The organism is Candidatus Sulfotelmatobacter sp., from assembly GCA_035498555.1.
Classification (GTDB): Bacteria; Eisenbacteria; RBG-16-71-46; order RBG-16-71-46; family RBG-16-71-46; genus DATKAB01.
The window spans coordinates 43186-70060 of the sequence record DATKAB010000006.1 but is presented as its reverse complement, the minus strand read 5'-3'; the positions used below and the strand labels follow the sequence as shown (position 1 = coordinate 70060).

General features: G+C 69.4%; 22 protein-coding genes. 6 read left to right on the top strand and 16 right to left on the bottom strand.

The features are described 5' to 3' along the window. The 3 genes from VMJ70_01035 to VMJ70_01025 form a co-directional block, all read right to left on the bottom strand. The coding region (locus tag VMJ70_01035) for a protein kinase (GenBank protein HTO89689.1) at positions 1–1951 on the bottom strand (1951 nt) is incomplete at its 3' end. After that, a complete protein-coding gene (locus VMJ70_01030) occupies positions 1951–3633 on the bottom strand; it encodes a DUF885 family protein (GenBank protein ID HTO89688.1) in 1683 nt (560 codons plus the stop codon). The genes VMJ70_01035 and VMJ70_01030, both read right to left, overlap by 1 nt. Positions 3634–3646: 13 nt before the next feature. Beyond that, positions 3647–4375: a PIG-L family deacetylase gene (locus VMJ70_01025; protein ID HTO89687.1), complete on the bottom strand. Its 729-nt coding sequence runs from the start codon at positions 4373–4375 to the stop codon at positions 3647–3649. Between the two features lie 210 nt (positions 4376–4585). Between VMJ70_01025 and VMJ70_01020 the strand changes: the two genes are divergently transcribed. Further along, the gene (locus VMJ70_01020; protein HTO89686.1) at positions 4586–5074 is read left to right on the top strand and encodes a gamma-glutamylcyclotransferase family protein; all 489 of its coding nucleotides are present in this window, start codon (positions 4586–4588) and stop codon (positions 5072–5074) included. Between the two features lie 133 nt (positions 5075–5207). On the opposite strand, the gene VMJ70_01015 is transcribed toward VMJ70_01020, so the two are convergent. From VMJ70_01015 to VMJ70_00980, 8 genes are all read right to left on the bottom strand, one after another. Next, positions 5208–5696: a serine/threonine-protein kinase gene (locus VMJ70_01015; GenBank protein ID HTO89685.1), complete on the bottom strand. Its 489-nt coding sequence runs from the start codon at positions 5694–5696 to the stop codon at positions 5208–5210. 112 nt (positions 5697–5808) lie between these two features. Next, on the bottom strand, positions 5809–7005 hold the full coding sequence (aroH, locus tag VMJ70_01010) for a chorismate mutase (GenBank protein ID HTO89684.1): 1197 nt from the start codon (positions 7003–7005) through the stop codon (positions 5809–5811). A 233-nt stretch (positions 7006–7238) separates the two neighbouring features. Further along, on the bottom strand, positions 7239–7895 hold the full coding sequence (locus VMJ70_01005) for a HupE/UreJ family protein (protein ID HTO89683.1): 657 nt from the start codon (positions 7893–7895) through the stop codon (positions 7239–7241). Beyond that, positions 7892–9484, bottom strand: coding sequence for an alpha-glucan family phosphorylase (gene glgP / locus VMJ70_01000; GenBank protein ID HTO89682.1), 1593 nt, complete (start codon positions 9482–9484; stop codon positions 7892–7894). Before glgP ends, VMJ70_01005 begins: the two co-directional genes overlap by 4 nt. A gap of 18 nt (positions 9485–9502) precedes the next feature. Then, positions 9503–9925, bottom strand: coding sequence for a DUF1634 domain-containing protein (locus tag VMJ70_00995; protein ID HTO89681.1), 423 nt, complete (start codon positions 9923–9925; stop codon positions 9503–9505). After that, complete coding sequence (locus VMJ70_00990; protein HTO89680.1) at positions 9922–10758, bottom strand: sulfite exporter TauE/SafE family protein; 837 nt, start codon at positions 10756–10758, stop codon at positions 9922–9924. Before VMJ70_00990 ends, VMJ70_00995 begins: the two co-directional genes overlap by 4 nt. Before the next feature lie 105 nt (positions 10759–10863). Further along, a complete protein-coding gene (locus VMJ70_00985) occupies positions 10864–12204 on the bottom strand; it encodes a Phenylacetic acid catabolic protein (GenBank protein HTO89679.1) in 1341 nt (446 codons plus the stop codon). Between the two features lie 13 nt (positions 12205–12217). Continuing rightward, positions 12218–12682: a GNAT family N-acetyltransferase gene (locus VMJ70_00980; protein HTO89678.1), complete on the bottom strand. Its 465-nt coding sequence runs from the start codon at positions 12680–12682 to the stop codon at positions 12218–12220. Between the two features lie 318 nt (positions 12683–13000). Between VMJ70_00980 and VMJ70_00975 the strand changes: the two genes are divergently transcribed. Then, positions 13001–13909 carry a hypothetical protein gene (locus VMJ70_00975; GenBank protein HTO89677.1) on the top strand — a complete coding sequence of 303 codons (909 nt, stop codon included), beginning with the start codon at positions 13001–13003 and terminating at the stop codon, positions 13907–13909. 126 nt (positions 13910–14035) lie between these two features. On the opposite strand, the gene VMJ70_00970 is transcribed toward VMJ70_00975, so the two are convergent. The 3 genes from VMJ70_00970 to pabB form a co-directional block, all read right to left on the bottom strand. Next, a complete protein-coding gene (locus VMJ70_00970) occupies positions 14036–15472 on the bottom strand; it encodes an alpha/beta fold hydrolase (GenBank protein HTO89676.1) in 1437 nt (478 codons plus the stop codon). A gap of 298 nt (positions 15473–15770) precedes the next feature. Then, the gene (locus VMJ70_00965) at positions 15771–16649 is read right to left on the bottom strand and encodes an aminotransferase class IV (protein ID HTO89675.1); all 879 of its coding nucleotides are present in this window, start codon (positions 16647–16649) and stop codon (positions 15771–15773) included. Positions 16650–16690: 41 nt separating this feature from the next. Further along, on the bottom strand, positions 16691–18103 hold the full coding sequence (gene pabB / locus VMJ70_00960; protein ID HTO89674.1) for an aminodeoxychorismate synthase component I: 1413 nt from the start codon (positions 18101–18103) through the stop codon (positions 16691–16693). Positions 18104–18282: 179 nt separating this feature from the next. On the opposite strand from pabB, the gene VMJ70_00955 reads away from it, so the two are divergent. The 4 genes from VMJ70_00955 (at position 18283) to VMJ70_00940 (ending at position 22051) form a co-directional block, all read left to right on the top strand. Beyond that, positions 18283–19596: an amidohydrolase family protein gene (locus VMJ70_00955; GenBank protein ID HTO89673.1), complete on the top strand. Its 1314-nt coding sequence runs from the start codon at positions 18283–18285 to the stop codon at positions 19594–19596. Then, positions 19596–20816 carry an amidohydrolase family protein gene (locus tag VMJ70_00950; GenBank protein ID HTO89672.1) on the top strand — a complete coding sequence of 407 codons (1221 nt, stop codon included), beginning with the start codon at positions 19596–19598 and terminating at the stop codon, positions 20814–20816. The genes VMJ70_00955 and VMJ70_00950 overlap by 1 nt, the downstream gene beginning before the upstream one ends. Positions 20817–20924: 108 nt before the next feature. Further along, positions 20925–21272, top strand: coding sequence for a hypothetical protein (locus VMJ70_00945; GenBank protein HTO89671.1), 348 nt, complete (start codon positions 20925–20927; stop codon positions 21270–21272). Further along, positions 21269–22051, top strand: a complete 783-nt coding sequence (locus VMJ70_00940) for a PhzF family phenazine biosynthesis protein (protein ID HTO89670.1) — start codon at positions 21269–21271, stop codon at positions 22049–22051. Before VMJ70_00945 ends, VMJ70_00940 begins: the two co-directional genes overlap by 4 nt. Here the strand turns inward: VMJ70_00940 and VMJ70_00935 are convergent. Both VMJ70_00935 and VMJ70_00930 read right to left on the bottom strand, forming a co-directional pair. Then, positions 22038–25682, bottom strand: a complete 3645-nt coding sequence (locus tag VMJ70_00935) for a hypothetical protein (protein HTO89669.1) — start codon at positions 25680–25682, stop codon at positions 22038–22040. The genes VMJ70_00940 and VMJ70_00935 overlap by 14 nt on opposite strands. Then, positions 25679–26635, bottom strand: a complete 957-nt coding sequence (locus tag VMJ70_00930; protein HTO89668.1) for an ABC transporter ATP-binding protein — start codon at positions 26633–26635, stop codon at positions 25679–25681. The genes VMJ70_00935 and VMJ70_00930 overlap by 4 nt, the downstream gene beginning before the upstream one ends. Positions 26636–26875 lie beyond the last annotated feature (240 nt).

The window sequence follows — 26875 nt, the reverse complement described above, 5'->3', positions numbered from 1 at the left end:
CGCGATGCCGGTACTCCTCGAGCGCGCCGAGTTCACCAGCGGCGAGGATCGCGCGGTGCAACTCCTGCCGTCGCTCTGCGCCAGTGCGCTGTCGTAAAGGCGTCGCCAGCGCGGGCGGCGACAGCGTCCAGCCACCCTCCGCATCTCGCCCTGCGAGCCCTTCCTCGAGCAACCGCTCGAGATCGCGCTCCCCGAGTTCCGGCGCGACGCGTCTCAGATACTCGATCGCACGCGGCCGCTGGCAGAACGCAAGCACCTCCGCGGCCCGCTGCGATTCACTCGGCAATCCCATGAGCCGCTCGAGTCGCGACGCTTCGAACCCCGCGGCGATCGGCACAGTGGCCAGACGATCGGCGTCCACGCGAACGCCGAAGTCGTCCTCCAACACGCCACCCGCCTGCGCGGCCGAGCGCAGCCACTCGAGGGTCAGTCCCGGGTGGCCCGCCGCGCGCTCCCAGGCCACGTCCACCAGAGCGGCCGGCGCTTCGACCTGCAGTCGCGCACTCATGAGGGCGCCGATGTCCGCTTTGGTGAGCGGCGCGAGCCGCAGTTCAGCCGCGGCGTGAGCGGCCGTCAGCAGGCGCTCGTCCTCGGGAGCGTCCTCGCCCGACACGCGCCGCGCGATCACCCACAAAGCCGGCGCCGCCTCGGCCGCGAGCATCAGGCGGCGCATCGCGCTGCGCGACGCGGGGTCGAGATTCTCGCTATCGTCCACGATCACGGCCGTGGGCGCGCCGCGCGCCGCGATCGCCTTGCACCATTCGCAGGCGCGCGCCACCAAAGCGGAGAGCGCCGCCTCATCGTTCTCCGCGCCAGGCGAATCGAGCGCCTCGCGCAGGCGCGACTCGAGCGCGTCGGTGATGTCCACGCGCGCATCCGCCGCCAGCCGCCGCAGCAACTGTCGCCACACGGCACCGGGCTCGGACGCCGCAGCCGCCACGAGGCGAATCACCGAGCGGCCGTCCATCTGGCCGCGATTCGCCAGTTCGGCGAGCAGCGCGCTTTTTCCCACGCCGGCGTCACCCCGCAGGAACAGGGCCCGGGCGGTCTTCGCCGCGCGGCGCCATTCGCGATCCAGGCGGGACAGTTCGAGATCGCGCCCGACCAGTCGCTCGCTCTGCAGCCGCTCGGCGAACGACGATCGCGCCGCGGAATTGAGCGCTTCGAGCGTGCGGCGCACGTCCGCGGCCGCTCGCGGCCGCTCGATCGCGGCCGGCGCCGTGAGCTGCAGAATGAGCTGCGCCAGTCCCGAGGGAACACCGACCTCTTCGAGCGCCAAGGCAGACGGCGGGCCGGCCTGCTGCCGCCGAAGCACCGAGCCGGCGTCGGTGCCCTCGAAAGGCGCGCGCCCGGTGGCGATTGCATACAGCGTGGTGCCGAGGGCATAGAGATCCGCCGCGGGGCTCGGCGCCTCTCCACGCACCACTTCGGGCGCGGTGAAACCGGCGGTGCCGCGATGGCCTTCGGCGTCACGGCCGCGCAAAGCGGCGAGACCAAAATCGACGATGCGCACGTCACGCGGCCGCCCGCCTGCCGGCGACGGCACCACCAGCACGTTCGATGGTTTGAGATCGCCGTGAAGGATGCCCGCCGCGTGAATGGCTTCGAGACCAGCCGCCACCCGCGCCGCCACATAGTAGAGCGCGCTCCAGTCGCCCGGGCGCAGCACTTCGTCGGCCGGCCAGCCCGGGACGTACTCCATCAGGAGGAAGGGCGCGCCCTCGAAGTCGAACCCCAGCTCGATAACGCGCACCACGACCGGATGGCGCACGCGCGCGAGGGCCTCGAACTCGCGCTGCAACGTGGCGGGCGGGGGTGCATCCGCGCGGCGTGAGATGCGCTTCAGAGCGAACTCGGCGCCATTGCTCAGGTCGAGCGCGAGGTAGACCTCGCCCATGCCGCCCTTGCCGAGGCGCTTGAGCAGTCCGAACCGGCCGGCGTAGCGTTCCATCACGAGCCCTTGCGGCGCCCGGTCATCGCACGCATGAGATCGGTCTCGATCCACGGCGCCGGTACTGCGCCCTGCTTCAGGAACGCGTCGTGGAATCGTACGAGTCGAAAACGTGAGCCCAGCTCGCGCTCGGCGCGCCGTCGCGCCTGCTCGAGCTGATTCAGCGCGAGCGTGGAGGCCGCAAAGCTCGGATCCGCAGCCGCGAGCAACGCGGCTCGCTCGGCGTCGAGCGGAGGGAGTCCCGCCGCACTCACCAGCCATTCCTGAGCGGCCTCGACCGATGCGCCATCCACCCGCAGCATCAGCTCGGCGGCCGCGCGCGCCAGCCGCTCGCGCTCGAGCGCAACGCGCCGCCCCTCGAGTGAAGCGCGCCACGCGCCGCGACAGAATTGCACCAGCTGGCGCTCGGCATAACGCGACCAGGCGTCCTCGCTCGAACGCCACCCGATCGCCTGACGGGTGCGCGAGACCACGCGCGATTGAGTCATCGCGAACAGACCGCGCCCGGGCAGGCCTTGGCTCGCCAGCAGGAGCGTGAGCGCTGCGCGATCCGCGCGCGGGTCGCGTTCGATCGCGCCTGCGCCTGTCCATGGCCAGCCCGAGAGATCGAGACGCGCGACGGGAGCGTGGCCCTCGAACGGCCCGGTGACCGCCAGCACGCCGGGGCACTCGATGGCGCCGAGCGGCGCGCGAACGCGAACGCTGATCTTCTCGTCCTGAAGCGGAGGGAACGGCCCATTCTTCGAGAGCAACGCACGCAGTGAGTCTAACCCGGCGCTCATGCTTTCGGTGCTGGGGATCGTGTCGGCCGGGGTCGCCATATTCGAATCGACCGGCGCCGCCGGCAGCTCGGCCAGAGCCTGGCGCGTCTGGGCCAGCAGCGAATCGAGCGGCGGCGAGAGCCCTTCGGAAACTCCGAGCCGCAGCGCCAGCCCCGCCGAATCGATGGGGAACGCGTCGAGCGAACCGGGCAGCACCTGGTCGATCAGGTAGTCGCGATAGGCGAGCAGGGCCGTCACCGCCTGCGAATCCGCCACCGCCGCATCGGCGATGAAGCGCGGCTCGCGGCACTCCGTGAAGGCGTCGGCCGGGGCCGTGCGGCACATCGTGATCAGCGACGCGCACATCTCGATGGCGAGCTCGGTGCAGGCGCGACTCGGCGCGACCAGGTTGAGCTGGGCGTCGCGCAGATACTCCGGCACCTTCGCCATGCGCTTCGCCAGATGCTCGGCGCGCGTACAGGGCGAGCCGAAGCCGCCGAGCAGGTGCCCGGCGAAGGCCGTGCGTAAGAGCAGCAGTGGCCAGCGGGGATCCTGCTGCGGCCTGCGCTCCTCGTTCAGCTCGCGCAGCTCGAGGTCGACCTGATGACGGAGCAGCCGCAGGTCGACTGCGTCTTGCGACGGCAATCGCGCGAACGGCACGGCGAGCAGGGACTCGCGCTGAGCCTCCAGCCAATCGCGCCTCTGAGAGAGGCCGTGCGCCGAGAGATCGGGCAGACGATTGTCCTCGACGTGATTGCCGAGCAGCGTTGCCTGCTCGGGGTGGTACACCATCCACCCGGCGAGGAACGACAGCGTGAGGCGCCGGAAGCGTGCGCCGAGGTCTTCAGCCGACGCGGCCCCGGCGAGGAGCGTGGAGGCCAGCGCCGCGATCAGAAGGCGCGAGAGGATCCGGCGCGTCATCGTCGTGATTCGCTCAGGGGCGCGGAATCACGTCCCTCACGAGCGACAACGGGTCCCCGACCTTGAGCGGCGAGGTGGAAAGGAAGGCCTGGCCGTACCGGGCGCCGATCTGCCAGCCCCAGTAGCTCGCGTTGGTGAGGAATACGTCGCGCACCGCAGGCAGGTGCTCCGGCCGCGGGCGCTCCGGGTGATAGAACTGGCTCTGGTGCGAGTCGAGCGCCGCCACCCAGTCGTCGATGTACCCCGTCACGTCGACGATGAAAGTCGGCATCGTTCCCGGCGGGAGGAAGTAGTAGTAGATCGCCTTGGCTTGATGGGGCTCGCCGGGCACCGGGGCCTTCTTGAGGTGCGCAAGGTTGAACGCATTCGAAACGATCTGCCCGGTCTTGTAATGGTCGTTGTGGCCGAGCCCGCGGCCGATGGGGAGATTGTAGTAGGTGGAGAAGATGACCTGCGGGCGATACTTGCGGATCACGCCCGCCACCTTGCAGCGGTTCTCGAACGTGTCCTCGACGCGACAATCGCCCATGTCGAGATTCTCGCGCACGTCGAGCTTCAGATGCTCCGCCGCCCGGCGGCTTTCTTCGGAGCGGATCTCAGGAGTTCCCCAGCCCATGTCCCCGGTGGTCATGTCGATGATGCCGGTGGAGTGACCGAGCGCCTTCATCTTGCGAAGCGTCGCGCCGCAACCGATTTCAGCGTCGTCGGGATGCGGTCCGAACGCGAGAAAGTCCACGGACATGGGGCGGGTCTCCGCGGTTGCCGAGTGTCGTGCGGCCGATCGTGCGAACAGTAGCCGCGCATGATAGAGGCCGGTTCCCGCCCTGTTCAAACGCGCCGCTCGCGAGCGATTGGAGTATGCTGGAGCCGTTGGTTTCCCGAGATCCAGAAGGCTCGCCATGGCGCGATCGGGGCGCGTGGCGGGGCCCGGCCGGCGACACGAGGAGCATGAATGCTCTACTTCGCCTTCGCCTCGAATCTCGATCCGGAACGGATGCGCCGGCACTGCCCCGGCCACCATGTGGTGGGACTCGCCGCGCTTCCCGATCATCGCCTGGGCTTTCCGCGTTACTCGCCCGAGTGGGGCGGCGGCATCTCGAGCCCTCAGCTCGCGCACGGTGAGAGTGTGTGGGGCATGGTCTACGATCTGGACGAGGAGGACATGCGCGCGCTCGATCAGCTCGAGGGCTTTCGGGGACCGGGCGACCAGCACAACGTCTGCGATCGCGAAATCGTCACCGTGGATCTGACGCGCCCTGACGACGGCTCGATTCCGCGTCGGGTGCGGCCGTGGATGTACCAGGCGCGGCCGTCGAATGCGTCGCCGCCGTCGCGGCGCTATCTCGACGCGATCCTGACCGGTGCGCGCCACCACCGGCTGCCCGACGAATACGTCGCGCGGCTCGCGATGATCGAGGTCGCGGCGGAGGCGGCAGGCTAGGGACTGGTCAGCGCCACCGCCCAGTAGATGAGCTGGCCGTTGATGCTCTCACCGTTCGGCTTGATCTGCTGCCTCATCTGATTGCCCTTCAAGCGAACCTTCCAAATGCCCGGCCTGGCGCGCGGGTTTCTGTTCAAGTACGAACTGACGCGACTTGCGCCAGAGCGAGGCCGAAGTCGAGCACGAAGGCCCGCCCATCGCGCGCCAGCATCACGTTGCGTGACGTGACGTCGCGATGCACGACGCCGCGATCGTGCGCGTAGCCGAGCGCGTCAGCGACCGCGATCGCGACATTCACCACTTCGCGCACCGGCACCAGCGATTCGCGCAGGCGCTCGCTCAGCGTCTGCCCCTCGATCAGCGCCATCGCGATCCAGGTCGCGCCGTCGGTCTCGCCGCTGTCGTAAACGGCGGCGATGCCGGGATGATCGAGCTGTGAGGCGATCGTGGCTTCGTGGCGGAAGCGGCGGCGCGAATCTTCGATCTGCGCCAGCTTCTCGTCGAGGACCTTGATCGCCAGCTCGCGGTCGAGTAGCTCGTCGCGTGCGCGCCAGACGCTGGCCATGCCGCCCTGTCCGAGCGGTGCGGTGATGCGAAAACGGCCAATGCTGCGGCCGATCATGTGCGCGCCTCCCTCGAGCACGGAGGAGCCAGCGCCGGAATCCGACGACTGCGGCCGAATGGCGGACCTCGGTGGGACGGTGGGGGACTCACCGGTGAGGTACGACTCGACGCTACGCCCCGCTTGGGCGCGAATCAAGACCTTGCAGCAGCGTCTCCACTTCGTCGCGCAGCGCGTGCCACGAGGTTCGGATCTCCGCAAGATTCGCCCGACAATAAGCTTCCGCGACGCGCGGGTCGCTGGCCGCGACCCGCGTCATGTCGCGAAAGGTCGGCCCGGAGAGGCCCCGCGACGCGGCGTCGGCGCCGGTCGCATGCAGCGCGCGCGCGATCAGGTAGGGAAGATGACTGGTGCGCGCGAGCGCCGCGTCGTGTTCTTCGTCGTTGGCGAGCAGCGGCGATGCGCCAAGCGAAGCGATCAGACTCTCGACCTCTTCCGGAATGCCGTCGTTCACCGGGCAGACCACGAAGCGAGCGCCCTCGAACAATCCGGCGCGCGCCGAGTCGAAGCCGCGCCCTTCGTTCCCGGCGAGCGGGTGTCCGCCCACCGCGCGCACGCCGCGGCGCGCCGCTTCACGCAGCGCGTCGCTCACGCCGGCGCGTGCGCTCCCCGTGTCGACGAGCGCGGCGCCCGGGGGCAGCGCCTCGGCGGCCGCGGCAACGCAGCGCGCCAGCTCGTCGACGGGGGTCGCGATCACCGCGAGATCGGCGGCCACGCAGGCCTCCGCGAGCGACGCGGCGGTGCGGTCGATCGCGCCCGCCTCCATCGCGGCCGCCAGCGTTGTCGCGTGGGTGTCGTACCCGACGCGGCGCCATTCCGGCCGGCGCGCGAGCGACAACCCGATCGATCCGCCGATCTGCCCGAGTCCGATGATCGCCAGCGTGCGCGCCGGCTTTGGATCGCCGTCGCTCGCCGACGCGCGCGCGGATTCACCCGCCGCCAGGTCAGGCCGCAGCGCCGCCGCGCCGTCGAGATACACGGGTTCGAGCCGGCGTCCGACCGGGACTCCCGAAACGGTGAGCAGCACGCGCACCACGCGCGGCATCGCGCCGGGCACGCCGACCTCGACGGCGCCGAGCAGCGGCACGTCGTGCCAGCCAAGACGTCGGGCGGCGTGGGCGGGAAAATCCGCGTTCAAGTCGGGGGTGGCGGTGAAGATCGCGCTGACGATCTGATCCGCGCTCATTTCGTTGCGGGCCAGCAGCTCGGTGAGCAGCCGGGCGGTGCCGAACTGCACCAGCTCGGCGCGGTTGTCGGCGATCTGGATGGCGCCGCGGACGGCGGCGATGGTGGATGCGGAATCGGACATTGCTCCTCCGGCTGATGAGTTCGCGGAGGAGAAGCGAGAACGCCCACCTCCGGGTTACGGAAGTGGGCGTCGAACGCGCGACTATCGCGACGTCAGGTCGGCAACCCACCCCGCAAGGGGATGGGGTAGGCGTATCGGGCCGCGTGCGCGTTGTTGTTCATGAGAGAAGTGTAGAGGTCGCGCGCGCCGCGAGCAAGAGCTAAGTGCGTCGCCAGTCTGCGGACGACCTGCGGCTAGTGCGGCGTCCAGTGCGGGCTCGCGCGGAACAAACCGTCCACGAACCCGATCCGCCACACCAGCCACACCCCGAACGCCACCGAGGCGGCGCCGGTGGCGAAGCGCGCGGCGCGCTCGAACCGTGGCCAGCGCCGCGACGCGGTCGAGAGCGGCACCGCGAAACCGGTGGTGATCAGCACCATCCCGATCAGCGTGCCGAGGCCGAACAGCAGCAGGTAGCCGCATGCCCACAGCGGCTCGCGGATCAGCGACAGCACCAGCAGCGCGACCGCCGCGCTGCCGGCCAGTCCGTGCACCAGGCCGACACCGAACGCGCGCCCGGCGGGAAGCGGCGCCTCGCCGGCGGGCGACGGCGCGGCGCCGTGCCGGTGGCCGAGGTTGAACGCCCCGACCGCGATCAGCGCCAGCGCCACCGCGAACTCCATGGCGAGGCCGATGCGCGGCGGCACGGTGAGGTTGAAGGCGATGATCAGCGCGCCGACCACGAACAGCGTGAGCGTGTGGCCGAGACCCCACATCGCGCCGATCGCCGCCGCCGGCAGCCAGCGGCGCGTGCGCGCGGTGATCGCGGCCACCGCCACCACATGATCCGGATCGGTGGCGTGGCGGATGCCGAGCGCCAGGCCGAGCCCGAGCAGCGCGAGCCAGTTCATGCGGGCCTCGGCTCGTACATGCGGTCGAAGTAGTCGCGCACCATGCGCTCGGCGGAGAACTTCTGAACGCCCATCGCAATGCTCGCACGCATCATCTTCTGCCAGCGCTCGCGATCCCGCCATGCCGGCAGCACGTCGCGATCGAGCGTCTCGTAGAGCGCTTCGAGATCGCGGGTGTCGTCGCCGGCGTGCTCGTTGCCGATCGCCCAGCCGTTGACGCCGTGCTCGCAGCCTTCCGGCCACCAGCCGTCGAGGATGCTCAGGTTGAGCACGCCGTTCATCGCCGCCTTCATGCCCGAGGTGCCCGAGGCCTCGAGCGGGCGCACCGGATTGTTGAGCCACACGTCGCAGCCACGCGTGAGCAGCCGGGCGAGCGCCATGTCGTAATTCTCGAGAAACGCGATCTTGCCGGGGTGCGAGCGTTGCGCCGCCACCAGCTTCGAAATGATCGCCTTGCCGGCTTCGTCGGCCGGGTGGGACTTGCCGGCAAAGAGCAGCTGGACGTGGTGCTGTGAGAGCAGGTCTTCGAGCTGCGCCGTGTCGCGCAGGATCAGGTCGCCGCGCTTGTAACTGGCGGCGCGCCGCGCGAAGCCGATGGTGAGCGCCTCGCGGTCGAATCGTTCGCCGGTGCGCTGCTCGACTTCATCGAGCAGGGCGTTCTTGAGCTCGACGTGCGCGCGCCACAGGGCGGCCGAATCGTTGCCGGCGCGGCGGATCGGCTCCGCCTGCCAGGTGGCAACGTGCACGCCGTTGGTCACGTGCGTGATGGGCGCGATGTTGGCGACGCCGTCCCACATGCGGCGAGCGGTCTCGCCGTGCAGCGCCGAGACGCCGTTGGCGATGCGCGCGAGCCTCAGCCCCGCGATCGTCATGCTGAACGGGTCGCCGCCGATCTCGCGCATCTCGGCGCCCGAGAGCTGGAGGCACGCTCCCAGCCGGCGCAGATCCTTGAGCGTGTGTTCTTCGTTCCCGGCCTTCACCGGCGTATGGGTGGTGAAGACGATTCTCTTGCGCGTCTCCGCCCACGCCGCCGGAAACGACCAGCCGCTCTCCATGCGGTCGGCGATCATCTCGAGCCCGGCGAACACGGCGTGGCCCTCGTTGAAGTGATAGGTCGCGACCGGAATGCCGAGCCAGTTGAGCGCTCGCGCGCCGCCGATCCCGAGCAGGATCTCCTGGGCGATGCGTACGTCGGTGCCCGACTCGTAGAGCCGGTGCGTGATCCAGCGATCCTCGGCGCGCAGCGGATCGATGAGGTAGAGCGGCACATGGCCGTACCGGTCGGTGACGCGCACCGCGCAGGCCACCTCATGGCCGCGCACCCGCACACGCAGGCGCACGCCGGTGTCCTTGAGGAAGGAATGGTCGTACCCCGGGTACTCTTCGTAGGGGTGGCCGTCGTCGTCGATGTATTGGGCGCAATAGCCGCGCTCCCAGCGCAGGCCCACTGCGACCACCGGTTTGCCGAGGTCGCGCGCGGCTTTGATGAAGTCGCCCGCCAGCACGCCGAGCCCGCCGGAATAGATCGGGAACGATTCGTCGAGCCCGTACTCCATGCAGAAGTACGCGATGTGGGGGGTGCGGATCATGGAGGGCGCCTGGCCGCCTTACCCGCCACCGACTCTCAGGGACATGGAGAGCACCAGCACCGCGAGCACGCCGGCAGTGATGAGCGAGAAAGCCCGGTCGCCGGCTCGGAGGAATTCGATGAACGAGACCGCCACGCGCATCACCGGAGTGAGAATCAGAAGCAGCAGCCCGGTGGCGATGACGGACTGGCCGTCGCCTTTCACGATGCCGGCCACGAGGGTCGAGAGCGTGTGCGGGAATTCGGCGCCGCGAGCCGTGAGAGCCGCGAAGCGCGCCGGAGAGAGAAGCTCGGCGGGGTGCCTGGCGAACAGCACGACGAGACCCGCCGTGACGGTTCCCAGGCTGATGATCAGTCCGGCGCGCAGCAGCGTGCTCACGACGATCTCGAGCTCGCCCGGGCGCGCCGCGCCGTGTGGCGCCCTCTGAAGGGGCTCGCTCATCGCCCAAGCCCTTTGCCGATCATCTGGAGGGCGACGACCGCAAGCACGGCGACGAATAGGATGCGCAGCCATGCGTGGCTCGCGCGCGAAAGGAAGCGAGCTCCGATGGCCGCTCCCAGCACGATGCCGATCGCCACGGGCCCGGCGATGAACGGATTGATGTCCCCGCGCGTGAAGTAGATCGCAGCGCTGGCCGCCGCCGTGACGCCGATCATCAGGTTGCTCGTGGCGCTCGAGACCTTGAGCGGCAGCCCCATCGCGAGATCCATTGCCGGCACCTTGAGCACACCCGAGCCGATCCCCAGCAGTCCGCTGAGGAGTCCGGCGATCAACATCAAGAGCAGGCCGAGCGGCGCGCGGGCCACGCGATAGTACACCTCGCGGCCGAGGCGTTCGTCGAAGTAGCTCGAGTGCAGCCGCAACGCGTCGGCCCATCGGCTGGGCGGAACGTGCTCCGCGTGGTCGCGGAGCCGCTTGAGCATCGCGAACCCCGATCCGAGCAGCATGAGCCCGAACAACAGATACAGCCAGCGCCCGTGCAGGACCCCCGCGAGCAGCGCACCGCAAACCGCGCCGATCGTGGTGCCGAGCTCAAGCAGCATCGCGGCGCGCAGGTTGGTCATGCGCTCGCGCACGTAACCGGCCGCGGCTCCGCTCGAGGTGGCGATGACGGAAACGATCGAGGCGCCGATCGCGTGGCGGATATCGAAGCCGAAGATCAGAGTGAGGGCGGGGACGACGATGATGCCGCCGCCGATGCCGACGAGCGAGCCGAGGAATCCCGCCCCGAGCGAGATCCCGAACGCGCTGAGCGAATAGCCCAGCGGTGTCATCGAATGAGGCGGCGAATCGAAGGGGATCCCGCGAAGCCTCGCGGGCGGCTGGAGGACGCCGGCGCAGACACCCGGGTCGGCGCTGCTGCGGAAGGCCCCACGAACTCAGGCTCGAATGCCCACGGGCGTCTGGCCGCCGGACTCGTCCTCCATCACCCAGCGGACGCCCTTCGAGCACGGACACATGCCGCCGAGGCGCTTGAGCTTGGGCATCGCCATGATGCCGTCCTTCACGGTCATCGTGCCCGACTTCACCTTGCGCAGCACGTCGGCGAAGTTCACCAGGTCGCGGCTGGCGACGTAACCCTCGTTCAGGTTCTTCGAGAGATAGCGGATGTACTCATCGGCGTCGGTGAAGGTCTCGCCGTCGATGCCGATCATCTCGAACGCGGCTTCGCCCTTGCGACGGAAGAAGCGGCGGTCGGGCAGTCGCAGCAGGTCCTCGTGCTGGAGGCCGCGGTGCGAACCGCGGGTCTGCTCGAGCTCGGTGATCACGTCTTCGGCCTGCTCGGGCGAATATTCCGGGAAGCGCGCGCGGACGAAGCGCGCGTTGATGTCGCGCAGCATCTTCCGCACTTCCTCGATGTAGAGGTCCTGGGCCTCGCGGTTCTTCATGTCCTTGAAGCCGAACTTCACGTTGGTCTCGCCGCCGCGCTCGTCGCCGAACATCTCGAGTCCGCGCGGGAACCACTTGTTCACCGAATGCTGGACCGACCGCATCGACGCCAGCGGATCGCCGCTGCCGGCGCGCTGCGCGAAGCGCCGCAGGGGAATGACGCCGGCGGCGAGATGGAAGGCCTCCTCCCGCAGCATCGGCGGCATCGAGTCGGCCATCGGCTTGTAGGCGCAGACCTTCTGCATGGTCAGCTGGTATTTGCCGACGCGATCGATGAACGCCGCAAAAGTGATGTTGTCGATGAACGAGTCGTAGTCGAGATTGAAGGCGTCGAGCACGTGGTTGCCGGTGGTCATGGAGAGGATCTCTTCGACCATCTGGCGGCCGGTCACGCCGCCCGATACGTGGCTCCAATCCTTCGACAGCAGCAGGTGGATCATCTGGTAGCCGTGGCGCAGCTCTTCGGCCATCACCCGCAGCACCCACATGCGATCCTGATCGTCGTTCGCACGGTCGAGCGTTCCCGAATGCTGCTGGATCGAGCCGAACTCGGTCGAGGCCTGCGCCTTGATGATCGCCAGCAGATGATGCGCCTGCTCTTCGGTGAGCTGATCGGGCTCGAGGCGCTTCTTCTCGCCCTTCTGCTCGCCGATCTGGATCAGGTCGGGCGTGCCGACCTCGAGCTTGGCGCACAGGCAGAACTTCTCGTCGCTCGGGAAGTACTCCTCCCACTTCTCGAGGAGCACCGGATAGTCCTTGAAGTTGTGCCTGCTCCAATGCTCGATCGCGTCGTGATACTTCTTCTCGAGCAGGACATTTTCGACTTTCATCGTCGTGTCTTCCTCAGCGCCCTTCGGGGGCGTTCGAGATTTCCAGCGCCTGATAGCGAGACGGCCCGAAGCCGAGCGCGGTCAGGAATCCCGCCACGCCGGGCTGCTTCATGTCGGCGAGCGTGCGGATCACCGCGGCGCCCTGTTCCGAGAAGTGGCGGCGCATGGCCGCGAACATCTGGCGTCCCAGATCGCGGCCGCGGTGGTCGGGGTCGATGCCGAAGCGTTCGATCCAGCCGCTCGGCTCCTCGATGCCGAACTCGCCCGCCTTGACCTCGCCGAGCATGAAACCGACCACTTTTCCTTCCACTTCAGCCACCTGGGAGGCGTCCGGGTCGCGCCGCAGGTAGTACATCACCCGCCGCTCCCAGACGTCGGGGCGGTACGTGCCTGTGATGCGCTCGTCGATCCGGACGATGCTGCCGATGTCCAGCTCGTCGACCGGGCGAATCCGGATCTGGGCGGCGGTGTCGGGCAACCGATTCTCCCTGCGAATGGGGGCAGACGGCCTGAACCACGTGCAGGGTAGCAGCTTCGCGGGCCCTTCTGCACGCCGGCGGGCCGGCCGGAATCCCTCGAAAAGCGGCCGAAACCGGTCTCCCGGTGCAATTCTGTCCTTGCCGAAACCTGTACCGAGCCCCAGACTGGTTGCTGGAGTTGGCCGCGCCGCGCCTCAACCCTCTGCCCCCCTTGCCGTCCGCCGAGGTCGAGGTCAGGTCGTCCGAATCGTGCGATCCCCCGTGGGTGACGCGCGATTGCTTCGACATCCTGCTTTCCGCGCTACCTCGGAGGCCTCATGCACGCTCGCTATGCCGCCGTGTTGCTTGCCGCTTCGCTCGCGTTCGCCGCGGTTTCCGCGCAGGCCGCGATCTTCGACACTCCGACCTTCACGCTCACCGACGTGGGCTCTGCCAAGTGGACGCTCACCGTCACCGCCGGACCAAGCGGAGCGCCGTCCGGGTTCAGCGTCTACTGGATGACGCAAGCCGACTACGACGATTACGGCGACGTGTGGCCAAGCTCGCTCTCGTACCCGACGCTGCACTGGGCGCAGTTCACGGGCACGCCGACGCTCAACACGTTCGATGACACCGTGACCAGCTTCATCCTCGGCCCCAATCAATCGGTCCAGATCGAGATCGGCGACCTGTTCGACGAGACCGGCGTCTCCACCAATACCCCCGACGAAATGGACGCCAATCAGAACTACGTCGGTTGCGTCTATGCCAACAGCGGGACCGGCGGAACGCGCAGCGACTATTCGCTCAATGCGGTCGGCTCGACCATCGACAAAGAGAGCTGCGTCAAGACCCAGGGCTACTGGAAGACGCATTCCTCGGCCTGGCCGGTTTCGAGCCTCATGCTCGGCACCGTGACTTACACCAAGACTCAGCTGCTCTCGATTCTCGGCCAGCCGGCTGGCGGCAACGGGCTGATTTCGCTCGCGCACCAGCTGATCGCGACCAAGCTCAACATCGCGATGGGCGCCGATCCGACGCCGGTGTCTTCGACGGTGGCGGCGGCCGACGCGCAGATCGGAGCGCTGGTGGTGCCGCCGGTCGGCAGCGGCTATCTCTCGCCGAGCTCGACGTCGCACAAGACGCAGATTCTCGACGACTACAACAACGGCAAGTATCACGTGCGCTGTGGCACCACGCCGGCCAACGAGTCGACCTGGGGCCGCCTGAAGAGTCTTTACCGGTAGGCTCGCGCAACAAGCCCGAAACGAAACGAGGCGGGGGCCATGGGCTCCCGCCTCGTTGGCTTGCGGGGCGATCGGAGGAGTAAATGCGGCCGCGGACCCGGATTGCGTCGCGGCGCCCGCTCGCCGCTAACGGAGTGTCGCGCCGTTTCCGCCCGAAGCCGCCGCGGCGAACCGCTGGCCCGCGAGCCGGTGCACGACCTCGAGATGCTCGCGCCCCGCCGGGCGCAGCAGCCAGCGCCAGTGCGCGGGCAGGCTCTCGGTCTCGCGCGAGTGCCACTCGATGCGCTTCACGTCGCCGAGCAGCGCCTCGGCGAAATCGGGATCCACGGCTTCGCCCGCTCGCCAGCCGGCATCGGCCTCGTTGTCGATCGGTGGCTGACTCGGCTGCAGCGGGCCGTGATGCCGCTCGAGTTGCCGAGCGAGCCACGTGACCATGCGCGGCCGGAGGTCGGCCAGCACGTTGAAGCAATCGTGCGCGCCGCGCGGGTAGTAGACCAGCTCGCGCTCGCAGGTCGCGGCCTCGAAGATGCGCCACGCCTCGCTCCCCGGCGTGATCATGTCGTGCCCGCCGCCCGACACCATCAGCGGGCAGTTGAGATCCGGCAGCGTGTTCGCAAGCGTGATCTTGTCGATCGAAGCACCCATCTCCTGCTCGGTGATGCCGTAGAGATTGGCCAGCTCCCGGCGGAGGCTCGACAGCGTCACGTTCCAGTAGATGTCGGCGGCATACGGGGGGCTCACCGCCGCCACCGCGCGAATCCGGCGATCGTGGCTGGCCATCTGGATCGCAATATAGCCGCCGAGGCTCTGGCCGAAGAGCGCCACGGCCTCCGGATTCAATTCGGGGCGAGTCTCGATCGCATTGAGGATCGCGACGCCGACCGGCCGCGGCTCGGCCACCATCGACATGCGATGGAAGGTCTCGCCGAGTCCGGGCCCGTCAAACGTGATGGTGGCGATGCCGCGCTCGAGCAGCGCGTCCGACCACCAGTGCAGCTCTTCCTTCACCGCGTTGGTGCCGTGGAACAGCACCACCACGGGCGCGGGGCCCTTGATGCGCGGCAGACGCAGGTAGCCCTTCATCACGCGGCGGCGGTAGACCACCTCGAACGGCGTCGCGGGCGGATCGTAGAACGGCGCGCCGGCGGCGTACGATCGAACGCACGCCTCGTGCAGTGCGCGCTTGCGGTTGATATCGATGAAGAGGACGTACTGCGCGAAATTGTAGGCGGCCGACGCGGCGAGAAAGCGACGCCCGGCCTCTCGCGGCCGGCCGAGCTGGAGGGCGTCGCGCCCCGCCTGATCGTGGGCGCGCGCCAGCGATTCCCACTCGTCGGCCCAGGCGCCCAGGCTGGTGATGCGGCCGAGCACGCGTTCCAGATCCTCGGAGGAGACGCCGGCGTTGGTGAACTGGAGCTTGGCCCAGCCCGGCATCTGCTGCGCGAAGCCCAGTCGAAGGCTCATGCGCACGAATCCGGGGCGAAGGAACTGGCTGCGGAGGAGATGCGGCGCGAGGAAGTCGAGCCTTCCACCGCGGACGTTCACGGTCTTGGTCTTCTCCACGCGGCCCCTCCGGCCTCGTGCCAGGCGCGGAAGCGTGCGCGCCCGGCGAGTTCGGGGATCCGGCGCCGTCCGGAGCGTTCCGGCATTCGCGGGGATCCACGCGCTACCCTATTGGAGTGCACGCGATGTGCCACGGATTCGAGGCGATCTGCCTGTCCCGGGACCCGCTCCAGACGCCGGCCGACACTGGCGTTCCGGGCCCGCCAACCTCACAAGTTCACGACCGCCGCGGCGCGGCGGCGATTCATTGGAAGAGAGCCCCGCTGGGTGGGAGCCCCCGGCCGGTGGGGAATGGCGCTCAGCCTTCGCCCCGCGCCACCAGCGCGCGATAGGCCTCGCGCAGGCGCTCACCGAGCGCGCGACTCGGCAGCGCGCGCTCGCCGCAGCGCGCGACCGGCACCACCTCCTGCACCGAATTGGTGAGAAACAGCTCGTCGGCGCGCTCGAGATCCGCGCGCTCGATCACCGCTTCGCGTGCCGTCAGCCCGAGCGACCCGGCGAGCTCGAGCACGCGGCGCCGCGCGATGCCGGGCAAAATGCCCAGCGCGAGCGGCGGCGTGCGAATCTCTCCGGCGATCACCACGAACACGTTGCTCACTGCGCCCTCGTAGACCTGCGCGCCGCCGAGCAGCAGCGTTTCGTCGGCGTCCTGAGTGCGCGCCTCCTCGCGCGCCAGGTCGTAGGCCAGCCGGCTGCAGGTCTTGTAGGCGCCGAGTGCGCCCGGGTGGAACTCACGCTTCGAGATCACCACGCTCGCCGCGCCATTCCTCGTCCCGGCCCACAGCCGGCCGGCGAGCGGCGTCGCTTCGACCCACGCGCCGGTGCGCGTCGGGCGCCCGCCGGAGATCCCGCGCGTCACGGTGAGCCGCGCGACCGCGTCGGACAGGCCCTCGGTCGCCAGCACCTGCGCCAGCGCGTGGCGCAGACGCGACGGCGCCGACGGCACGGGAAATCCCAGCAGTGCGGCGCCGAGCACCAGGCGCTCCATGTGGCGATTCCAGTCGAACGGCTGCCCGCCGTAGACACGCACCGTCTCGAACAATCCGCCGCCATCGCGCGCGCCGCGATCGAACAGCGACAGCGCCGCGTCGGAGCCGCGCACCAGCTGGCCGTTCACCCAAACCGTACGGTCGGGCGCTCGCGCTCCCGCGGGAAGCCACGGAGTCGCCGACTTCATGCGTGCTTCCGCGCCGCTCGCGGGACCGATCGGCGGGCGGCTCACGCGCGCACCTCTTCGTGCGCCAGCGCGACCGGCCCCAGCAGCGCCGCGAGCGAGAGGCGCATTCCTTCGGCCTTGTGCAGGGTCTCGAGATATTCGGCGTCGGGATCCGAGTCGGCGGTGATGCCGCCGCCGGCCGCGAAATCGATGCGATCGCGACTCAGCAGCGCGGTGCGGATCGCGATGTTCCAGTCCGCGTCGCCGTTCCAGTCGAGCCAGCCGATCGCGCCGGTATAGAGGTGGCGCCGCACCGGCTCCAAGGCTTCGATGATTTCCATCGCGCGGATCTTGGGAGCGCCGGTGATCGAGCCGCCCGGAAAGCAGGCATGGAGCAGATCGATCGCGTCGCGCCCGGCGGCCAGCTGGCCGGAGATCGTCGAGGTCAGATGATGAACCTGGGGAAAGCTCTCGAGCGCGCACAGCTCGTCGACGACGACGCTGCCGGTCCGGCAGGCGCGACCCAGATCGTTGCGCAGCACGTCCACGATCATCACGTTCTCGGCGCGATCCTTGGCGCTCGCAAGTAGCGACGACGCCAGCGCGGCATCACTCGCGGCGTCGGCGCCACGCGGGCGCGTGCCCTTGATCGGGCGCGTTTCGACGCGCCCGCGGCTCACGCGCAGGAAGCGTTCCGGGCTCGCCGACACCGCCGCGAAGTCGCCGAGGTCGAGATAGGCGGCGTGCGGCGCGGGCGATTGCCGGCGAAGCTCTGCGAACAGCGACGACGCGTGACCGAGCAGACCTCGCGATACGATCGTCCAGCGCTGCGAGAGATTGGCCTGGAAGATGTCGCCGCGACCAATGTGCTCCCGCACCCGCTCGACCGCCGAGCGATAGCGGTCGGGGGTGAAGGTCGAGCGCGCTTCGAGGAGTGCCCCGGACGTCGGCTGGAGTTCGGGGGCACGCTCCGGCGCGGCTTCGAGTCGTCTCGCGAACTCGTCGAGCCGGCGCTCGGCCCGGCGCGCGCCCTCCGCGCCGGCGGCGGGAAGCCCGCTCGAGAAAAGTCGCGCGACGCCCGCTTCCGGCTCCCACGCCCCCACCACGTCGTAAGCGGCGAGCCAGACATCGGGCCAGCCGAGATCGTTGAGCGCGCGCTCCGGCAGGCGTTCGAGCCGCCGGCCGAAGTCGTAGGACCAGGCCCCGACCAGGCCACCGGTGAACGGCGCGCGTCCGGCCGGGCGGCCGCCCGGCTCCGGCGCGAGATTCCGCCGCCACAGCGTGATGGCCTCGTCGTACCGATCGGGGCCGAACGTGGCGAACGGATCCGCGCCGAAGTACCAGCGCTCGCTCGGGTTGTCGCGGGAGGTCGAGCGGAACAGAAACGCATGCGGCCATCCGGCGAGCGCGCGCAACGCGACCAGCGGATCGCGAAGCTCGACCGTCCGAACGAGGCGAGTGGGGGCGGAGCGCATGCCGAATCTTGACACGCTCCGGGACCGGTGCCAACGTCACACCGTCGGCAGCCGCGCGCGGCTCGCGCGCGACCGCCCGAGACAAAGATAGTGGTCACCGGCACGGACGCCGGGACGCTCGCGGGCAGGGAGGCTCTCGCCTGAGCAGCTTTCTCATTCATTCCGGACAACTGGTGTGCATGGACGCGGCGTCGACCGTGATGCGCGGCGACCTGCTGGTTCGTGACGGTGCGATTGCGGCGCTGGGCAACTGCTCTGCCGCGCTGGCGGAACTGCCGGGCGGACGCGCCGACGAGCGCTTCGACGCGCGCTCGGGCTTCGTGCTCCCGGGGCTGGTGCAGGGGCACCTTCATCTCTGTCAGACCCTGTTCCGCGGCCTTGCCGAGCAGAGCGATCTACTGCCGTGGCTGCGCGAATCGATCTGGCCGCTCGAGCATGCGCACAACGAGTCGTCGATCGCGGCCTCGGCGCGCCTCGCGCTGGTCGAGCTGATCGCTGGCGGCGTCACCTGCGTGAACGACATGGGCACCGTGCGTCACACCGACGCGATCGGCGCGATCCTGGAAGAATGCGGGGTCCGCGCGTTGTTTGGAAAGGCGCTCATGGATCGCGGCGAGGGCGCGCCGCGCGGCATGCTCGAAGACCGGCGCGCGGCCCTGGAGGACGCGCTGGCGCTGATGAAGCGTTTCCATGGTGCAGGCGGCGGGCGGCTCCAGGTCACGCTGGCGCCACGCTTCGTGCTCTCGTGCAGCGACGAGCTGTGGCGCGACGTGGTGGCGGCCTCGCGCGAGCGCGGGCTCACCATCCACACGCATCTCGCCGAGAGCCCGCGCGAAGGTCGCGAGGTGGCGGCGGCGGTCGGGACCAGCGCGGCGCGCTACTTCGCCGCGCGCGAGGTGCTGAGCACTCGCTTCGTGGGCGCGCACGGCGTGTGGCTCGAAGACGACGAGCTGTCGGCGCTGAAGGGCACCGATGCCGCGCTGGTCCACTGTCCGGGATCGAATCTCAAGCTCGGCTCGGGCTTCGCCAACGTGCGGCGCTGGCGGGCGGCCGGCGTGCGTTGCGGCATCGGCTCGGACGGCGCGGCCTGCGACAACCGGCTCGACACCTTCCACGAGCTGTCGCTGGCGGGCGGCATCTCGCGCGCGCTCGAGCCGCAGAAGCCGCTCGCGGCTCGCGAGGTGCTGGCGCTCGCCACCTGTGACGGCGCGCGGGCGCTCGGCCTCGCCGATCGCGTCGGCTCGCTCGAGGTGGGCAAGCAAGCCGACGTGATCGTGGTGGAGGGCGAGGGGCCGCATCTCGCGCCCAACGCGAGTCGCGATCCCTATTCGACGCTGGTGTACGCCGCCCGGCCGAGCGACGTGCGGCTCACCATGGTGGCGGGGCGGGTGCTGTATCGCGACGGCGCGTGGTCGACGCTCGATGCCGGCCGGGCCGCGGCCGACGCGCGCGCGGAAACGCAGGGTCTGTTGAGGCGCATGGAGGCGGCCTGATGATCATCGCTCCCTGTACGGTGGTGACGGGCGGACCGGAACCGCAGGTGCACGACGACGTCGGAGTGCGCATCGTGGGATCCCACATCGCGCAGATCGCGAGCAGCGGAAGCCTCGCCCGCGCCTATCGCAAGGAAACCCTGTGGCCGGCGCGCGGTCGCGTGCTGATGCCGGGCTTCGTCAACACCCACGCGCATCTCGCGCGCCATCTCGCGCGCGGGCTGGGGCTCCGCTCGCTCGGCGCCTGGGATCGTTACGAGCGCGCGTTGTCGCCGGAGGACATCCGCTGGGCGGTGTCCGCGGCGCTGGTGGAAGGCGTGCGTCACGGCGTGACCACGGTGTGCGATCTCCATCGTTCGAGTGGCTGCGTGGAGCTGTCACTGTCGGAGATCGTGGCGGCCGCGAGCCAGGTGGGGGTCCGCGTCGCCACCGGCTACACCGCGAGCGAGCACGACTCGCCGCGCGAGCGCAAGGCGGCGCTGGAAGAATGCCGCGCCTTCGCGGCCGAGCTGCGTCGCAAGCGCTCGGGGCGGCTCAAGGCCTCGGTCGGCGTGCAGGCCACCACCCTGGGCGGCGTCGAGACTCTGGTGGCCGAGGCGTTCGAGGCGGCCGGCGATCAGGTGCCGGTGCACGTGGACCTGGCCCTCGATCTCACCCCGGCCGAGCGCTGGAACGCGCGCGGTCCGTGGCGCGGCGAATCGCTGCCGGCGCTGTGGGCGCACGTCGAGTCGGCGCCGCGCGGGCTGCTGGGCGCTGCACGCGAGCGTGGCGACGCGTTGAGCGCCGTGGGCGCGGGATCGGTCGCCGCCCTGGTGCGCGAGGCCGAGGTGGCCTGGGGCAGCGATTCATCGGTGAACGCGCCACCGCTGCCGGACGGCGCGCACGCGCTCGGCATGGGCGTGCGCAGCCAGATGCACTATCGCCGCATGTTCGTGAACGGCGCGAGCTGGGCGGCCGCGCATTTCGGCGAGGACCTGGGCCAGATCACGCCCGGCGCTCCGGCCGATCTGGTGCTGGTCGACTACCGGCCGGCGACCGAGTTCTCCACGAAGACCCTGCTCGACCATCTCTGGACCGGACTCCTGCGCGCGCCGATCTCGGGCGTGATGGTGTCGGGCGAAGTGGTGATGGACAACGGCGTGGTGCTGTCCGTGGACGAGCGCGAGGTCGCCGAGAACGCCCGCGCCGCCGCCCGGCGCGTGTGGGAGAAGCTCGGCTAGCCCTTGCGGTCGAAGCCGTACTCGCGCTCGACCCTGGCCACGCGCACCTTCTGGCCGCGCGGCGGCACCCCGGCCAGCCGGCGAGCAGCCTGCTAGACTTTCCGCTCCATGCTGAGAATCCTCCCCGCGCGAATCCCCGATGACCTGCCGGAGGTGAAGGCCTTGTTCCTCGAGTACGTGCGGAGCCTGGACGTGGACCTCTCGGTCCAGGGATTCGATCGGGAGGTCGAGTGGCTTCCCGGTGACTACGCGCCGCCACGCGGCGCGCTCTTGCACATGCGGCTCGACACCCTGCCGACGATGACCGCGGCGTTCGCGCTCTATCGCCGGCTCGGCTTCCGGGAGATCCCGCCCTATCGTCACAATCCGATCGAAGGGACGCGCTTCCTGGAGTGCCGGTTCGCGAGCGCCGCCCGAGCGTTACCGGGCGATATCACGCCGATGGAGAAGCCATGAAGCTGCCGCTCTACCAGGTCGACGCCTTCAGCGATCAGGCGTTCCGCGGCAATCCGGCGGCGGTGGTGCCGCTCGAGCGCTGGCTCGACGATCGCACCATGCAGGCGATCGCCAACGAAAACAATCTCGCCGAGACCGCGTTCTTCGTGCGCGAGCCCGAGGGCTATCGCATCCGCTGGTTCACGCCGAAGGTCGAGGTGAATCTGTGCGGTCACGCGACGCTGGCCTCGGCCCACGTGCTGTTCGAGAAGCTCGAGCCCGGCCTCCGCGAAGTGGCCTTCGCTTCGCGCAGCGGCGCCCTGCGCGTGGTGCGCGACGGTCCGCGGCTGGCGCTCGACTTCCCCTCGCAGCCCGGGACGCGCTGCGAGCCGCCCGCCGGCCTCGCCCGCGCGCTCGGCGCCACGCCGCGCGAGACGCTGAAGGCGGTCGACCTGATGGCGGTGTTCGACACCGAAGACGACGTGCGGGCGCTGTGCCCCGACCTCGCCGCGCTGGGGGCGATCGATGCGCGGGGGGTGATCGTCACGGCGCCGGGCTCCGACGTGGACTTCGTCTCGCGCTTCTTCGCGCCGCGCGTGGGCGTGCCCGAGGACCCGGTCACGGGTTCCGCGCACTGCATGCTGATCCCGTTCTGGGCCGGACACCTGGAGCGGGCGCGCCTCCGGGCGCGGCAGATTTCCGCGCGCGGAGGCGAACTGTGGTGCGAGCTGCACGGCGATCGCGTCAAGATCGCCGGCCACGCCGCGCTCTACCTCGAAGGCACCATCACGATTCCCTGAGCGGCCGCTTCGTGGCTCGGGCGGCCGTCGCCGGCGCCGCCGCGTGCGGCGCGCTCACCTTCACTTCGGCCTTCTGTCGCTCCAGCATCATCACGCGCACGTCGGGATCCATCAGCACCCGATCGGGCGCGAAGTCGCATGACAGGGTCACCGGTTTCTCCTCGCCGGCCGCCAGCGTCAACGTGGTGCGGGCGTCGCGATAGGCCTCGTGCCTGCCGGCCCCGTGCGGGAAGCGGTCGCCGGCGGCGGCCGCCACCTCGATCGGCATGACCCCGGTGCCGACGTTCCTGACGCGCGCGGTCACCTTCCAGCGATCGCCATCGCGCGCGACGGCGGCGTCGCTGATCAGGTATTGCGGCACCACCACCGAGTAGAACCACTGCTTCACGTAGGCGTCGAACGCGGTGGTGTCGGGCGCGTGCCGGCGCATGACCGCGAGGTAGTCCTGCAGCACCGGATGATCGCGGCTGTTGCGATAGGTCTCGATGTAGTCCCGCTGTGCGCTCAGTCCGTTCTCGCGGCCCATGAGCTGGAACAGCATCCACAGCGCCCAACCGCCCTTGTCGTAGATGATGCGGCTGTCGCCGGGTAGCTCGCCGTTCACCTTGACCAGCGGCCGCTCGGAATTGCTGCGCCGGGTGCGGCCGTAGCGCGTCTCGATGTTCTTGCAGAAGGCGATGCGCTGCTCGAGTCCCTTCACCTGCTCGGTGAGCAGGATGGTGCAGAAGTGCGCCATGCCCTCCGACAGCACGTCCCCGCCCGGGCCCTCGCCGATCATCGCGATGTTCGGCCACCACTGGTGCGCCGATTCGTGCGCGGTGATCCAGAACGCGGCGTTGGCTTCGGGCTTGCTCTGCGTCAGGAAGCCGATGTTCTCGGAGAACGTGATGTTGCCGGGTGAGCCCTGGGCGTAGCTGGCGAGTCCCGCGAACTCGCTGAGTCGCAGCTCGCGCCACGGGAACGGCGCAAACCATTCGCCGTACCAGCGCCGCGCGCCCTGCAGCGCCTCGAGCATCTCGTCCACGTTATAGGTGTGTCGCGGGTCGTAATCGACCACCACGCCGTCGCCGCGCTTCTCCTTCCAGTGGCCCGCGACCAGGTTGAAGATGCGCACCGGGTGGTCGGTCCGCCACTCGGTGACGCGATGACCCGCGTGTGTCGAATCGCTCACGCACTCGCCGGTCGCGTTGACCTGCCAGCCGGCCGGCACCGTGACGCGCATGCGCGTGTTGTACCAGTCCTCGGCCATCGCCATGCCGGCGCGGGTGACGCCCACGTAGAAGTTGTCGGCGTATTCTTTGGGGTCGGCCTTGTTCTTGTCTTCCTCGACGCCGATCGACGGCTCGTAGCCGAGGTACGGCGCGAGATTGGCGCTGCTGAAGCCGGTGAGCACGACGCTCGACGGCATCACGAACTCCATCAGGCCCGCGCCGTTCTTGCTGATTCCATTCGGTTCTTCGGCCTCGAACGACCAGCCGATGCGAACGCTGTCGCCGGGCGCCAGCGGCTGCTCGGGCCAGAACACGCACAGTCCGGCACGATCCTCGGGCTTCGCCGGCTTGCCGTTCAGAGTCCATTCGGTCTTCTTCCAGTCGAGGCCGCGCGAGAGCGGAATCGCCTGGAGCGGTGCGCCGGTGCGATTGATCAGCTGGTAGCTTCCCCGGCTCTTCACCCAGCGCTTCTCGGGCTCGAGCGCCACGTCGAGATCGGCGAATCCGATCGAGGGCAGCGGCGCGTCGCGCCAGGTCAGCACGTTCTTCTTCCAGTAGTCGCGCGCCAGCTTCTTGGCCGCGGCGCCTTCCCAGCCGTTGGTGACCATCAACGCCAGCGCCACGCCGGCGGCGAGCGGGACCACCAGCCACGGTGACAGCGCCAGTGCCTCGCGCCCGAGGAGCGCGGGCTGCAGCCGCTGCACGTTGCGGGTCGCGTCCCGTTCGCGACGCGGGAAGAATTTCACGGTGAGCGCGATGAAGAACGCGGTGAGGCCGAGCACCAGGATGCGATTGAGCAGCAGCGCGGTGCCGTCGAGCTGCAGGAAGCTGATGTCGCTCCAGCGGGTCGCGCTCCACAGATCCCAGTTGGCGACCCAGTTCATCTTGCCGCGGAACTGGAACCAGCCGGTGAGCGCCATGGCGGCCAGCCCGATCGAATAGGTGGCGGTGCGGCTCGAGGTCGCCGAGTAGACGGTGCCCACGAACGCCGTCCAGAACGCGAAGGTCGGCAGCAGCAGCAGGCCCCAGACCAGCGCGAACGGGCGAATGTCGAAGGCGACCTTGCCCTCGATCGCCAGCACGATCGCACAGCCGATCAGCGCGGCGATCACGATCGCGGTGCCGAGCAGCGCGTTGGCGATCGATTTTCCGGTGAGCATCGCGCCGGTGCGGAGCGGCGTGGAATAGGCGATCGAGCCGAGACCCGTGCTGCTCTCCCGCTGCAGCGATTCGGTGGTGTAGAACAGGATCACCATGCTGATCAGCAGCGTCAGCGTGTTCATGTTGCCGACCGCCAGGTAGCCGGGCGTCTGGAGCAACGGTGTGTCGAAGGCGCCGACCGACACCAGGCCGCCGAAGATCTGGACGAGGATGAGCGGCACGAACAGGTAAAGGCCGGGATGGCGGCCGAGCAGCTTGAGCTCGGTGCGCGCGACCTCGAGCGTGCTGGCCACGAACGCCGGCGCGCCCGACTGCATGCGGAGCGCCGACAGGAACGCGGGCTCGGCGCTCGCCGTGGCCTCGACAGTGGCGACCGACACCGCCTTCGCGCGCCGGCTCAGTGCCGCGCCGCGCACCGCACCGGCGATCTTGCGCTGCACCAGGAACACGCTGCCAAGGCCGACCGCGAGCGCCACGAGTCGCTGGGCGACCATCATCAGGTCGAGGCGGACCGGCGCCCGGTTGTAGTAGGCCACGCCGCGGTCGACGTTGAGATAGGTCTCCTTGAGCCAGCGATAGCCGGTGAGATCCGCGAACTGGAGGATCTTGTTCACCGCCGGCGAAAGCCACGCCGGCGACCAGTCCCACAGGAAGCCGAGGCCCAGCACCAGCACCGCGATCGGGAGCGCGAAGACCAGCACCGGCTGCCGCGTGAGTCCGCCGACCGCAAAGCAGGTGCCGGTGAACAGGATCAGTGCCGGGAGGCCGAAGACGATCGCCGGCCGCAGGTAGGCGGCGAGATTCAAGGGCCCGATGTATTCCGCGTTCGCGCCGTGCGGCACCGCGTGATTGAAGAAGATCTGCAGCAGGATCTGAGCGGCCAGGATTCCGCCGAAGCTCACCACCACCGCCAGGTACTTGCCCCACGTGTACTCGGCGGGCGTGAGCTGCGTGGCGTGCAGGAGCTCTCCAACCTTCAGCTCGTCGTCGCGGATCAGGGTCATCCCGGCGCCCACCGAGATGAAGAACACGTAGATCGCGGCGTAGAACAGGATCACGAGTTGCGCGTTCGCGAACTCGGAATTGATCCAGGCCTTGGTGCCACCGACCCGCGCGTCGCCCGAGCCAATGCTGGCGTGTCCGCCGGCGAGGGACGAGAGGAAAAACGCCAGGATCACGATTTGCACCCAGAACAGGGGCCGCCGCAGGTTGTGACGCAGGTCCTGCGCGGCGACTTCCAGCCAGCGCGGAGCGCTCACGAGCGGACCTCGACGCGCGCCGTTTCGACGCGCGTCGGAGACGCTGCGCCCGAGCCATTGCGGCCGGCGAGCGGATTCAGACTCCCCTCGCCGCGCATCAGCACCAGGTAGGCGTCCTCGAGCGTCGGCGCCACGGCCTCGAAGCCGGCCGGCGCCTCGCCGTGCGGCGCGTGCACGCGCACCCGGTGACGGCCCTCGACCAGCACCGCCTGCGTCACGGCGTGTGTGCGGCGCAGCTCGGGCAGTTCGGCCGGCGGCACCGTGCCCTCGAAGATCGATCCCTGGATCGCCTCGCGCGCCGAGCGTGGCGTGGTCATCGCCACCAGGCGCCCGGCGCGGATCACCGCGAATTGCGGGCAGAGCACCGCGACGTCCTCGACGATGTGGGTGGAGAGCACCACAGTGCGGTCTTCGGCCAGCTCGGCGAGCAGGTGGTAGAAGCGCAGCCGCTCCTCGGGATCGAGCCCGGCGGTCGGTTCGTCCACGATCACCAGCCGCGGATTGCCGGCGATCGCCTGCGCGATGCCGAGGCGCTGGCGCATGCCGCCCGAGTACGAACGCACGGCGCGCCGGGCCGCGAACGAGAGATTGACCCGCTCGAGCAGCTCGCCCGCCAGCTTCTTCAATCCACCGGGCGAGCTCACGCCCTTGAGCTTCAAGAGGTGGAGCAACATTTGTTCGCCGGAGAGGTGCGGATAGAAGCCGAATTCCTGGGGCAGATAGCCGAGCCGGGCGCGCAGCCATTGCGGGTCGGCGATGACGTCGTGATCGTCGAGCCGGACCGAACCCGAGGTGGGTTCGAGCAGTCCGGCCAGGATGCGCATGAACGTGGTCTTGCCGGCGCCGTTGGGACCGAGCAGTCCAAACATGCCGAGAGGAATGTCGAGATCGACGCCCTGCAGAGCGGCGACCGGGCCGGGATAGACCTTCACGAGACCGCGAATCTCGAGCATCGGACACCTCGGAAATGAGAAAGGAGCGCCCCGGCGGGGCGCGCGACAGGTGGAGCTTACGCCCGGGCGCTTGGACGTGTTGCAGAATCCGTCAAGATCCTCCGCGATTTGCAGGGAAGGCCTTCAAACTGCCCCCGCGCGTGCAGCGGGCGCCACGAGCAGTGAACCGGTGCGGACACCCGGGCCACAAACGGCCGGGAAATTCCGCCCAGTGAGTTCCCTAAGTCGCTGCGGCGGCGA

What these genes read in the sequence shown, in the direction of transcription:
- VMJ70_00950 (HTO89672.1), top strand. Translation starts at nt 19,596, where the DNA reads ATGATCATCGCTCCCTGTACGGTGGTGACGGGCGGACCGGAACCGCAG.
- VMJ70_00940 (HTO89670.1), top strand. Translation starts at nt 21,269, where the DNA reads ATGAAGCTGCCGCTCTACCAGGTCGACGCCTTCAGCGATCAGGCGTTC.
- VMJ70_00985 (HTO89679.1), bottom strand. Translation starts at nt 12,204, where the DNA reads ATGAAAGTCGAAAATGTCCTGCTCGAGAAGAAGTATCACGACGCGATC.
- aroH (HTO89684.1), bottom strand. Translation starts at nt 7,005, where the DNA reads ATGTCCGATTCCGCATCCACCATCGCCGCCGTCCGCGGCGCCATCCAG.
- VMJ70_01005 (HTO89683.1), bottom strand. Translation starts at nt 7,895, where the DNA reads ATGAACTGGCTCGCGCTGCTCGGGCTCGGCCTGGCGCTCGGCATCCGC.
- VMJ70_00990 (HTO89680.1), bottom strand. Translation starts at nt 10,758, where the DNA reads ATGACACCGCTGGGCTATTCGCTCAGCGCGTTCGGGATCTCGCTCGGG.
- VMJ70_00930 (HTO89668.1), bottom strand. Translation starts at nt 26,635, where the DNA reads ATGCTCGAGATTCGCGGTCTCGTGAAGGTCTATCCCGGCCCGGTCGCC.
- VMJ70_01015 (HTO89685.1), bottom strand. Translation starts at nt 5,696, where the DNA reads ATGATCGGCCGCAGCATTGGCCGTTTTCGCATCACCGCACCGCTCGGA.
- VMJ70_01020 (HTO89686.1), top strand. Translation starts at nt 4,586, where the DNA reads ATGCTCTACTTCGCCTTCGCCTCGAATCTCGATCCGGAACGGATGCGC.
- VMJ70_00995 (HTO89681.1), bottom strand. Translation starts at nt 9,925, where the DNA reads ATGAGCGAGCCCCTTCAGAGGGCGCCACACGGCGCGGCGCGCCCGGGC.
- pabB (HTO89674.1), bottom strand. Translation starts at nt 18,103, where the DNA reads ATGCGCTCCGCCCCCACTCGCCTCGTTCGGACGGTCGAGCTTCGCGAT.
- VMJ70_01025 (HTO89687.1), bottom strand. Translation starts at nt 4,375, where the DNA reads ATGTCCGTGGACTTTCTCGCGTTCGGACCGCATCCCGACGACGCTGAA.
- VMJ70_01030 (HTO89688.1), bottom strand. Translation starts at nt 3,633, where the DNA reads ATGACGCGCCGGATCCTCTCGCGCCTTCTGATCGCGGCGCTGGCCTCC.
- glgP (HTO89682.1), bottom strand. Translation starts at nt 9,484, where the DNA reads ATGATCCGCACCCCCCACATCGCGTACTTCTGCATGGAGTACGGGCTC.
- VMJ70_00945 (HTO89671.1), top strand. Translation starts at nt 20,925, where the DNA reads ATGCTGAGAATCCTCCCCGCGCGAATCCCCGATGACCTGCCGGAGGTG.
- VMJ70_00955 (HTO89673.1), top strand. Translation starts at nt 18,283, where the DNA reads ATGGACGCGGCGTCGACCGTGATGCGCGGCGACCTGCTGGTTCGTGAC.
- VMJ70_00965 (HTO89675.1), bottom strand. Translation starts at nt 16,649, where the DNA reads ATGAAGTCGGCGACTCCGTGGCTTCCCGCGGGAGCGCGAGCGCCCGAC.
- VMJ70_00975 (HTO89677.1), top strand. Translation starts at nt 13,001, where the DNA reads ATGCACGCTCGCTATGCCGCCGTGTTGCTTGCCGCTTCGCTCGCGTTC.